This window comes from Clostridium chromiireducens (assembly GCF_003575225.1).
Classification (GTDB): Bacteria; Bacillota; Clostridia; order Clostridiales; family Clostridiaceae; genus Clostridium; species Clostridium chromiireducens.
Map to the genome: position 1 here is coordinate 59,477 of NZ_QXDJ01000010.1, position 11,387 is coordinate 70,863.

An 11,387-nucleotide genomic window follows, 5' to 3' on the forward strand; every position below is an offset into this window, starting at 1 on the left:
AATAACAGGTATATTAACTGGTTATTTTCTTTTGCATATTAGAATAAGAAATAATTTATAGTGGGGATGAATATGAAAGTATCAGAGAAAATACAAAAATTAAGAGAATTAATGGAGAAAGAAAAGATAGATTATTATATAGTGCCAAGTGGAGATTTTCATCAAAGTGAATATGTGGCTGAATGCTTTAAATCAAGAGCGTATATAACTGGATTTACAGGCTTAGCAGGAACAGCCATAATAGGAAGGGAAAAGGCAATTCTATGGACAGATGGAAGATACTTTATACAAGCTAATGAGCAATTAAAGGATTCCGGGGTAGAACTGTTTAAGATTGGAATTCCAGGATGGCCAACTTTAGAAGAATGGTTAATTGATAATATGGCCGAGGGGCAAACTTTAAGCTTTGATGGTAGAGTAGTATCGGTTAATCAATATAAAGAGATTCTAAGAATAAAAGAAAATAAAAATATAAACATTGTTATGGATAAAGATTTAATTGATCAAATTTGGATAGATAAGCCTAAAATGCCTAAGGAAATGATTTTCTTACATGATATAAAATATTGTGGAAAGTCTGCTGGTGAAAAAATACAAGAAGTAAGAAATGAAATGAAGAAATTAGGTGGAAAATCATATATTATAGCATCTTTGGATGATATAGCTTGGCTTTATAATATTAGAGGTAATGATGTAAAGTATACGCCAGTAGTATTAGCATATGCGCTAATAGATGAGAAAGAAGCAGTGCTATATACTAATGAAGAAAAAGTATCAGGTATAGATAAAGAAAAATTATCTAGCGAAGGAATAGAAATAAAAAGCTATGAAGATGTATTTAAGGATATAAAGGAAATAAAGGATAGCGTTATATTAGATTCTGATAAGGTAAGTGCTTACATATACGAGCAGATACGTGATGATGTGAAGAAAATAGAAGAATTGAATATATCTACAAGATTAAAGGCCATAAAAAATAATACAGAAGTAAAAAGTATTAAAAATTGTCAACTTAGAGATGGAGTTGCAATGGTAAAGTTTATTAAGTGGATTAAGGAAAATGTTGATAAAGAGACAATTACAGAGCTTACTTTAGCAGATAAATTATGCGAAATTAGAAGTCAAGGTGATTTATTTATTGAAGAAAGTTTTGGAACAATTTCAGGATACAAAGAGCATGCTGCTATGATGCACTATTCAGCGACAGAAGAAAGCGCATATAAATTAGAAAAAGAAGGAATACTGTTAGTCGACAGTGGGGGGCAATATTTTGATGGGACTACTGATATAACACGTAGTATCATATTAGGCAAAATAAGTGAAGAAGAAAAAAGAGATTTCACATTAGTATTAAAGGCACATATTAATCTCATGAAAGCTAGGTTTTTAAAAGGAACTACAGGATCTAATATTGATATATTAAGTAGAAGGGTTTTGTGGGAAGAAGGCATAGATTATAAATGCGGAACAGGACATGGAGTAGGTTTTTGCTTAAGTGTTCACGAAGGACCACAAACAATAAGACCAATTCCAAATAAAATTGCTTTAGAACCAGGAATGATATTAACTAATGAACCAGGAATATATAGAGAAGGTAAACATGGAATAAGAACAGAAAATATCATGTTAGTTATCGAAGCTGAAAAAAATGATGAATTTGGGGAGTTTTATAAATTTGAAACTTTGTCATATTGTCCTATAGATATAGAAGGGATAGACGCAGAATTATTAACTAGGGATGAAAGGGAGTGGTTAAATAATTATCATAAAGAAACTTATGAAAAATTAAGTCCTTTATTAAATGATGATGAAAAGCAATTCCTTAAGGAAGTTACTAGAGAAATATAAAATGTATTTAATAGAAAATTATCCTATTGCTTCTAAGTGAAACAAATAGTATAATGTAAATAATTTGAGTATTATCATAAATAGTAGATTAATATAATAAAAATGCTATGAAAAGAAGAGTAATAAAAGAATCATTCTATAAGAGAGCTAATATATGCTGAAAGTTAGCGTTTGTGAATTTTATGAAGATGGACTTAGAGCATATTTTTTGAGCTAAAGTTGTTTAGTTAGGAAAATACGGGAGCAACCGTTATATTGCAGGGTGATGATGGTCACCTACTGAGTTATTTATTGTGAGATAAATAAGAATTAGAGTGGTAACGCGTGTAATACGTCTCTATGTAATTTTTTTAGAAATTACATAGAGATTTTTTTATTATATAAATATAGTTTTCAATGTAGAATTTACTCGTGCAATTATGGGAAGAGTTATAAGTGAAGCCCGCAATAGATGTATTTAGGCAACTTAATTATAATTTTCCATGAATTGCAACATGTAAAAATATTGATTGAAAATAAGGAGGAACAGAAGAAATGTGTAAAAAAACATATTATATTACTACACCAATCTATTACCCATCAACAAAACTTCATATAGGAAATACTTATACTACAGTTGCAGCTGATGCAATTGCTAGATTTAAGAGATTGACAGGATTCGATGTAATGTTCTTAACAGGAACTGATGAGCATGGTCAAAAAATCCAAAGAATAGCTGAAGAAAAGGGAATTACACCTAAGGAACATGTAGATGAAGTAGTTGCAGGGATTAAAGATCTTTGGGGCATGATGAATATAAGCTATGATAAATTTATTAGAACTACTGACGATTATCATATTAAAGCTGTTCAAGATATATTTAAAAAGTTATATGATCAAGGAGATATATATAAGAGCTCTTATGAAGGGTGGTATTGTACCCCTTGTGAATCATTTTGGACTGATACGCAGTTAGAAAAGGGTAATTGTCCAGACTGTGGAAGGCCAGTTGAAAAATCAAAGGAAGAAGCTTATTTCTTTAAGATGAGCAAATATGCAGATAGATTAATAAAGTACATTGAGGATCATCCAGAATTCATCCAACCAGAATCAAGAAAGAATGAAATGCTAAATAACTTCTTAAGACCAGGACTTCAAGATCTTTGCGTTTCAAGAACTAGCTTTAACTGGGGAGTGCCTGTAACTTTCGATGAGGGCCACGTTGTATATGTTTGGATTGATGCACTATCAAACTATATAACTGCTCTTGGATATGGCCAAGATAATAAGGAATTATACGATAAATATTGGCCAGCAGATGTACATTTAATAGGAAAAGATATTTTAAGATTCCATACCATTTATTGGCCTATAATGCTAATGGCTTTAGATTTACCACTTCCAAAGCAAGTTTTTGGTCATGGATGGTTACTTGTAGATGGTGGAAAAATGTCAAAATCTAAGGGTAATGTAGTAGATCCAGTTGTACTTGTAAATGAGTTTGGAGTAGATCCGGTAAGATATTATCTATTAAAAGAAATTCCTTTTGGAGCAGATGGATTATTTAATAATGAAATATTTATAAAGAAGATTAATTCTGATCTTTGTAACGACTTAGGTAATCTTTTATCAAGAACTGTTGCAATGGTTGAAAAGTATTTTGGTGGGGATATGCCTGCTCAATCTGAAAAGGAAGCTATTGATGACGAATTGATAGGATTAGCATTGGCTGCACCAGCTAAAATTGAAGCAGCTATAAATGAATTGAATATACCTCAAGCATTAGAATATGTTTTTGAATTAATAAGAAGAGCTAATAAGTATATAGACGAAACAACTCCATGGATATTAGCCAAAGATGAAAGTAAAAAAGCTAGACTTGGAACAGTACTTTATAATTTAGCTGAGAGTCTTAGATTTGCATCAGTAATGATTTCAGCATTTCTTCCAGATACAGCTAAGAAAATTAATAATCAAATTAATACAGAAGAGATTTCATGGGATTCACTGAAGTCATTTGATGGAACAAAGACTGGAACAAAGATGGTTAAAGCAGAAAATTTATTCCCAAGAATAGATGTTGACAAAAAATTAGAAGAACTTGAAGCTTTAAGAGCGGCTTCTCAGCCTGCAAAGAGAGAAATTACGCCGATAAAAGAAGAAATCACAATAGAAGATTTTGAGAAGATTGATTTAAGGGTAGTTAAAGTATTAGCTTGTGAGCCAATAAAAGGTGCTAAAAAGTTATTGAAGTTAAAAGTTGATTTGGGTGGAGAAGAAAGACAGGTAGTATCAGGAATAGCAAGTTATTATAAACCTGAAGAATTAATAGGAAAGAACGTAGTATTGGTTGCTAATTTAAAACCTGCAAAACTTAGAGGAGAGTTATCTCAAGGAATGATTTTATGTGCTGCAAGTGATGATGATAGCATATTAAAGGCTGTAAATCCAGGGGAATTAGAATCTGGTAGCATAGTAAGATAAGCGTATTATACATTGCTTTTTACTTTATTATAAGCATAAAAAGAACGTCTCACTTAGGGGAGTGAGACGTTCTTTAACCATATAAAACTAATGGTTAAAGGGGTAAATAATAATGCTTTAACTACTTTACAATTTAATTTTACGACAGGAATATGTCAGTTACGTGTCAAAATAAAAATTTAGAGTATTAGTTTAACAAGTGCAAATTTTTGGATATAATAAAAAATATATAGTTATAAAACAAAGGAAAGGGATATAAAGTTATGGAAGAAAAATTTAAAATAATAGATAGTCATGCACATTATGATGATGACGCTTTTAATGAGGATAGAGAACTGGTATTAGAAGAAATTAAGAAAAATGGAGTTGTTGGAGTATTAAATTGCGCATCATCATATAATAGTCTAAGTGCTACAGATAAATTGACAAGAGAATATGATTTTATGTTTGGTGCATTAGGAATACATCCAGAAAATGCATACGAACTTAAAGAAAGTGCAATACAAGAAATCAGAAATTATATAGACATCAATGATAAGATAGTAGCGATAGGGGAGATTGGTCTAGATTATTATTGGGATGAAAATCCACCTAAGGATGTACAAAAAGACGCGTTTAGAAAACAAATGAACTTAGCGAAAGAATTAGGACTTCCAGTAGTAATTCATGATAGAGATGCACATAGTGATACTCTAGAAATAATGAAAGAATTTCCAGAGGTTACAGGAGTAATACATTGCTTTTCAGGAAGTGTGGAGTTTGCCAAAGAATGTATAAAACTTGGATACTATATAGGATTTACTGGAGTTATAACATTCAAAAATGCAAAAAAAATAATTGAAGTGGCAAAGGAAATACCATTAGAAAGAATCCTTGTTGAAACTGATTGTCCATATATGGCACCTGAGCCTAATAGAGGAAAACGTAATAAATCGGATTATATTGAATATATAATTACAAGAATTGCTGAAATCAAAGAAATTGACCCTTACAAGGCAAATTTGAGCTTTAATGAGAATTTTTTGAGATTGATTAAAAAGGAAATATAAGGTAAAATATATTTTGTACATTTATTTATTATTTCCAACATTTAATTTATATTTACACATAAAAAGTAAAAGGTTTCCAAAACTTAATATCATTAAATTCTTAACTTTATTAATGAAGTAATATTTAAAACTGCTATCATTTTATATTATTATTTATTATGCACAGGGTGCATTATTGCTATGCTTCATTATAATGCAAGAGGTTACAAATTTGACAAGTCTAGAATAATAATATATAATTCAAAAGACACTCTTGCCAAAGGAGGGAAATTAATGATAGAAAAATTGAAAGAATTCACAATGAAAAGTTTTTCTAACGGTCCGAAGGCAAAAATTTTAATAGGGGCAATTACAATGTTAATTGTAGTTGTTGTAGCAGTGACAATAATGAGCATGAGAAATACGCTCATAATTAGTATAGACGGTAAAGAAGAGACTTTTGTCACGTACAAGGGGACTGTTAAAGATGTGTTGCAAGAAAAGGGGATACAATTATCCGAAAAAGATAAAGTGCAACCATCCTTGGAATCCAAAGTATCTGAGAAAGAAACTATTAAATTAAAGACAGCTATTCCCGTAGAAGTGAAAGCAAACGGGGTAAAAGTACAGGTGCAGACAGCAGAAGATACTATTGAGGATATGCTAAATGCAGAGAAAAATACATTAAAAGAGCAAGGGATAGAATTTGATAAAGATGTAGATGAAGTATCACCTTCACTAGATTCTAAATTAGGAGAAGACGTAAGTGTACAACTTGTCAAAGTAGAAACAAAGAACCTTGTTGAAAAAGAGACAATTAACTTCGATACAATAGTTGAAAAAGATGAAAATCTAGACAGTAGTGTTCAAAAGGTTAAGAGTGATGGAGTTAATGGTGAGAAGGAAATTACTTATGAAATAATATATAAAGATGGAGTAGAGATTTCTCGCAATATAAAGAGCACTAAAACTATTTTAGAACCCAAAAATGAAATCGTGGTAAAAGGAACTGGTCAAGTATACGCTAGTAGAGGCGGAGAAAGTATAACTTATAAGAAAAAACTTGATTGTGAAGCAACGGCTTATAGTAACCATTCAATTACGGCTACAGGGAGAACTCCTGTTAGAAATCAAGGTGGCTTGAGTACGATTGCAGTTGATCCACGTGTAATACCATTAGGAAGTAAAGTTTACGTAGAGGGCTATGGATATGCAATAGCAGCTGATACAGGTGGTGCTATAAAAGGCAACAAAATTGATATATACCTTAATTCATCAAATGAATGTAATAATTGGGGAAGAAGATCAGTTAACGTATTAATAGTTGCTTATCCAGGACAATAGTAACTTATTTTAAGAGATAACATTTGTTATCTCTATTTTTTTCTTTAAATTATAGTTATTTTATCATATTATTAGAAATAGGATAAAATAACTATAATTATGCTCTTATTAGGGCAAGTTTTAATGAATGGAAGGAAGTAGAATATTGATAAAGGAAGTAATCGTTGTTGAAGGAAGAGACGATGTTGATGCTGTAAAGAAAGCAATAGATGCGGAAATAATAGCTGTTGGCGGGTTTGGAATAAATGCGAAAGTAATTGAAAGAATACAGGAGGCTCAAAAAAGAAAAGGAGTAATTGTTTTAACTGATCCGGATTTTGCGGGGGAGAAGATAAGAAGAATAATATCTAAAAGAGTTAAAGGTATAAAACATGCGTATATTGCCAAAGAAGATGGGCTTAAAAATGGAGATATTGGAGTTGAAAATGCATGCCCAGAAGTTATTATAAAAGCTCTTGAGATGGCTAAAGTAACACAAGTAGAAAAGCAGGAATTTTTTAATATGCAAGATATGTTTTATTTTAAATTTACGGGAGATGCTACATCTAAAATTAGAAGAGGTATACTTGGTAAGATATTAGGCATAGGTTATGGAAATGCTGCTCAAATGGTTTCTAGATTAAATAATTATGGAATAACAAAAGAAGAATTTACTAATGCTATAAAAGAGGTAGAAAAACAATTGGAAGTAGGTAAGAAATAAATGGATTTAAAAGATATAAAAACTCAGGAGTTAGTTAAAAAATATAATTTCAAATTTTCGAAGAGTCTGGGGCAGAATTTTTTAGTTGATGATTCAGTACTTAATGATATAGTTAGCGGAGCAGAAGTAAATAATGAGGATTTCATTATAGAAATTGGTCCAGGAGTAGGAACTTTAACAGCGCAATTATTAATGAAGGCTAAAAAAGTAACTTCAATTGAATTAGATAATGATTTAATACCAATACTTCAACAAGAATTAGGCGAAAATAAAAATTTTGAGTTAATACATAAAGACGCACTTAAAGTTGATTTTAATGAACTCATAGGTGAAGAGAAGAGTGTTAAGCTTGTGGCTAATCTGCCGTATTACGTAACTACCCCTATAATAGTTAAACTTTTGAAAGGTGGATATAACTTTAAATCTCTAACTATTATGATACAAAAGGAAGTTGCAGAAAGAATGAATGCTGAACCAGATTGCAAAGACTATGGATCATTATCTGTTTTAGTTCAATATTATTGCAATACAAGTATAATAAGAAGAGTACCTCCAACTTGCTTTATACCAAGACCAAAGGTGGAATCAATAGTAATAAGATTAGATAGATTAGATGAGCCTAGAGTAAAAACTAAAGATATAAGTTTTATGTTTGAGCTAGTGAGAGCCGGATTCAATATGAGAAGAAAGACTTTATGGAATGCTGCAAAGACACTCCATGTAAATAAAGAAAAATTGGAAGACGCGTTTAAAAGGTCGGGAATTGATCCTAAGAGAAGAGCTGAGACTTTGTCATTAGAGGAATTTGGGTTATTGGCGGATTCTTTATATGATATAAAGCTTTAATTCAAAAAGATTGAGGTATTATCTTTAGAATGTAATTGAATCATAATACTAAATATTCCGCATATACTATATGGAATAAATATATGCGGAGGGAATATAAGGTTTGGCACATAATAAATTGTATAGAAATTTCATAATATTACAAGAAGATGAAAGAGGATACTCTCATTCTAATGATAAAACCTTATCTGGGTATGCTAAGGTTGAAGCAAAAGGAGATAAATGTAAAGTATCTTTTTATGCTCAAAATCTTAAGCCAGAAGATAACTATTCAATGGTACTTATCTGTTGCAAAAGAGACTCAAAACAATTAATTGATTTAGGGCCTTTAGCAATAAATGAAGTTGGAAAAGGAGATACCAGCAAGGAGTATTATGTAAATAACATAGCTGGACTTGGAATATCTTATGATAAAATATCAGGTGCTGCCATTTGCAGAGTGAAGGATAATGAAACAGATTTCATAATGCATGGATTTATGAATGGAGAAGAGTCTGCTGATAATTGGAGAAAATTTAAATTTATAAAGACAGATTCCAAAAAGTATATTAATAAGACAGATTTAGAAGTAAAAAAGAAGGATATTTCTAATTCTAGTATAGTCAGTGTATCGGCGGTAAATATCCTAGATTCTAATTCTGAGAAAGTTAAATTACAAGCTGAAGTAGTTGAACGCAAAAATAGTGAAAATACAGTTCAAAACAAAGGTGATATAGAGTCAGTGGATATAACAAAAGATAATTCTATGGTGGAAATTAGAAATACTGAAATTAATGAAAATATAGACGATGTAATAGATACTTCTTATGAAGAGAGACATAAAAATAAAGATTATAAGAAATATGATAAATGCGATAAACATGATAAATCTGATGAACATGATAAGTATAGCAAATGTGATGATTGTGAAAAACATGAAAAATATGATAAATGTGATGAACACGAAAAGAATCATAAACATGATGTGAGTAATGAGTACGGTAACCATCAAAAGTGCGATAAATATGATATTTATGGTAAGAGTGATGATGTGGAAGATATTATTAACAAATTATCTAAAAAATTAGAGACTTATGACGGTATAATTGATGCAAAAATAAATTACAATCATGATGATATTGTAGTCTATGGTTTTATAAAGGACGAGAAAGATTGTAATTGTGAGTGGAAGAAATTTAAGTTAGAAAAGAAGTGTAGAAGCGAGAATCAGGACTTTATTAATACTCCAAGTAATTCTAGGAGATTACAAGAAAACTTTGTCTTAGATAAGTTAACCGGAATAAATGATTCAGGAAGAAAAGATATAATAGATTTTGATGAATATGAAAATGAAATTAAAAAAATAGAGCCAATGGGACCAGCAGGAGAAAAGGGACCAATGGGACCAGCAGGAGAAAAGGGACCAATGGGATCAGCAGGAGAAAAGGGACCAATGGGACCAGCAGGAGAAAAGGGACCAATGGGATCAGCAGGAGAAAAGGGACCAATGGGACCAGCAGGAGAAAAGGGACCAATGGGACCAGCAGGAGAAAAGGGACCAATGGGATCAGCAGGAGAAAAGGGACCAATGGGATCAGCAGGAGATAAGGGACCAATGGGACCAGCAGGAGATAAGGGGCCAATGGGACCAATGGGAGATAAGGGGCCAATGGGGCCAATGGGACCAATGGGACAAACAGGGCCGATGAATACAGAATGCCAAACTAAAACAATCCATCTAATAATGAAACAGCCAGAAGTAGTAAAGGAAAAAGAAAAATGCCATTCAGACAAAAAGGAAAAATGCCATTCAGGCAAAAAGGAAAAATGCCAAGCGGAGAAGGAAAAAATAACTTTAATTAATGTAGGGGCAACCACAAGCAAAAAAGAAACAATAAATCCATGTGGTTGTAATCAACTAGATCTAAGCGATGTAGAACCAGTAAACTTAAATAATAATCAACAATCAACAACAAATAAAGGGTTTAATATTACTGGAGAAGTTACTCTATATTTTGAGAAACTTGCAAAAGGATTTCAACCTTACAATGGTAATTTAGCTGATATAAATCATTGCAAGTGGTATAAAATCAATGTAAATAGCATAGAGGATTTGTCTGATGATTCAAACTATAATCAATATACCTTAGCATATTATCCAATGTTGAATTACTATCCTTATATCAGTAAATCAGGTCACTTCTTATTGGGGTATAAAGGTAATAGAAATGGAGAGATTCAGTATATTGTATATGCTATACCAGGAAGCAAGGAAAAGAATGATCAACCATATGGCGGAAGAACAGGTTTTGTAACATGGACTAACGATAATAATGGCAGAGGATATTGGCTAATGTTCTACGATTTTAAAAACTCTTCCATTGTAATACCAACAAAATAAGGTAATATTCATATGAATAAAAAGCAATTAATCGTTACGTCAATATTGTTATCATTAATGTTGATACTAGCTATAACGCAAGGATTCTTCAAAGAAAACTTTGAACAGGTAATTCTCATGGATCAGGGTATAAGTGGATTTAAGGAATACAAAATTTATAAGGATAAATACACTGTATCATTTCCTAGTGAATGGTCTGTAACAGAAAAAGAAGGTAAAGAAGACCAATATGTAAGTTATAGATTGGATTTCAAAGACAAGAATAGTAAGATTACTGGTTCATTACAAGTAATAAATACTAATGAAGATTTAAATGTATTTGCAGAAAATGATTTAAATAATCAATATCTAGAGTATTATAACTCGGAAGTGATGCCTTTTAAGAATCCGAATAATTCTGGAGTGCTAGTACAGTATGAAACATCTGTAAAAAATGGGTACGAATTTAAAAATGAATGTTATTATTTGAATTTAGGAGAAGGTAAAACAGTAAAAATATTATTTAATCTTAAAACTAAAGATTATAAAGATAATGTGAAAACTATTATTAATACGATTATTTCGAGTATTAAGACATCTTAGAGGGGGAGTATAATTAAATTTAATTTGTATTTATACTTTCATATGTAAGTTTAGTTAATAATCACGTATAAGAAAAACTTACAATACTTTATTTGATGTAAAACATAAAGTTATTTAAAAGTTATATTTAAAACTTTTAAATATATAAATTAAATTTGCCAAGGATAAGTATAAGTATTATAATTTAAGTATT

Annotated in this window: 8 protein-coding genes and 1 other annotated feature; all 8 genes read left to right on the top strand. The window is 30.9% G+C overall.

Going from position 1 to position 11,387, the window contains the following annotated elements; genetic code table 11:
• Positions 1–72: 72 nt before the first annotated feature.
• On the top strand, positions 73–1,848 hold the full coding sequence (locus D2A34_RS25210) for an aminopeptidase P family protein (RefSeq protein ID WP_119368251.1): 1,776 nt from the start codon (positions 73–75) through the stop codon (positions 1,846–1,848).
• Between the two features lie 98 nt (positions 1,849–1,946).
• Positions 1,947–2,190, top strand: a binding site (T-box leader).
• Between the two features lie 192 nt (positions 2,191–2,382).
• Positions 2,383–4,311: a methionine--tRNA ligase gene (gene metG / locus D2A34_RS25215; RefSeq protein ID WP_119368252.1), complete on the top strand. Its 1,929-nt coding sequence runs from the start codon at positions 2,383–2,385 to the stop codon at positions 4,309–4,311.
• Positions 4,312–4,574: 263 nt separating this feature from the next.
• Positions 4,575–5,360 carry a TatD family hydrolase gene (locus D2A34_RS25220; protein WP_119368253.1) on the top strand — a complete coding sequence of 262 codons (786 nt, stop codon included), beginning with the start codon at positions 4,575–4,577 and terminating at the stop codon, positions 5,358–5,360.
• 273 nt (positions 5,361–5,633) lie between these two features.
• A complete protein-coding gene (locus tag D2A34_RS25225; RefSeq protein ID WP_079438562.1) occupies positions 5,634–6,683 on the top strand; it encodes a 3D domain-containing protein in 1,050 nt (349 codons plus the stop codon).
• A gap of 145 nt (positions 6,684–6,828) precedes the next feature.
• Positions 6,829–7,386, top strand: coding sequence for a ribonuclease M5 (rnmV, locus tag D2A34_RS25230; protein WP_079438563.1), 558 nt, complete (start codon positions 6,829–6,831; stop codon positions 7,384–7,386).
• Positions 7,387–8,232, top strand: coding sequence for a 16S rRNA (adenine(1518)-N(6)/adenine(1519)-N(6))-dimethyltransferase RsmA (rsmA, locus tag D2A34_RS25235; RefSeq protein ID WP_079438564.1), 846 nt, complete (start codon positions 7,387–7,389; stop codon positions 8,230–8,232).
• 103 nt (positions 8,233–8,335) lie between these two features.
• Positions 8,336–10,612 (top strand): collagen-like protein, encoded by a 2,277-nt coding sequence (locus D2A34_RS27085; RefSeq protein ID WP_207669035.1) that lies wholly within the window; start codon positions 8,336–8,338, stop codon positions 10,610–10,612.
• Positions 10,613–10,624: 12 nt separating this feature from the next.
• Positions 10,625–11,194, top strand: a complete 570-nt coding sequence (locus D2A34_RS25250) for a hypothetical protein (RefSeq protein ID WP_119368254.1) — start codon at positions 10,625–10,627, stop codon at positions 11,192–11,194.
• Positions 11,195–11,387: the final 193 nt, after the last annotated feature.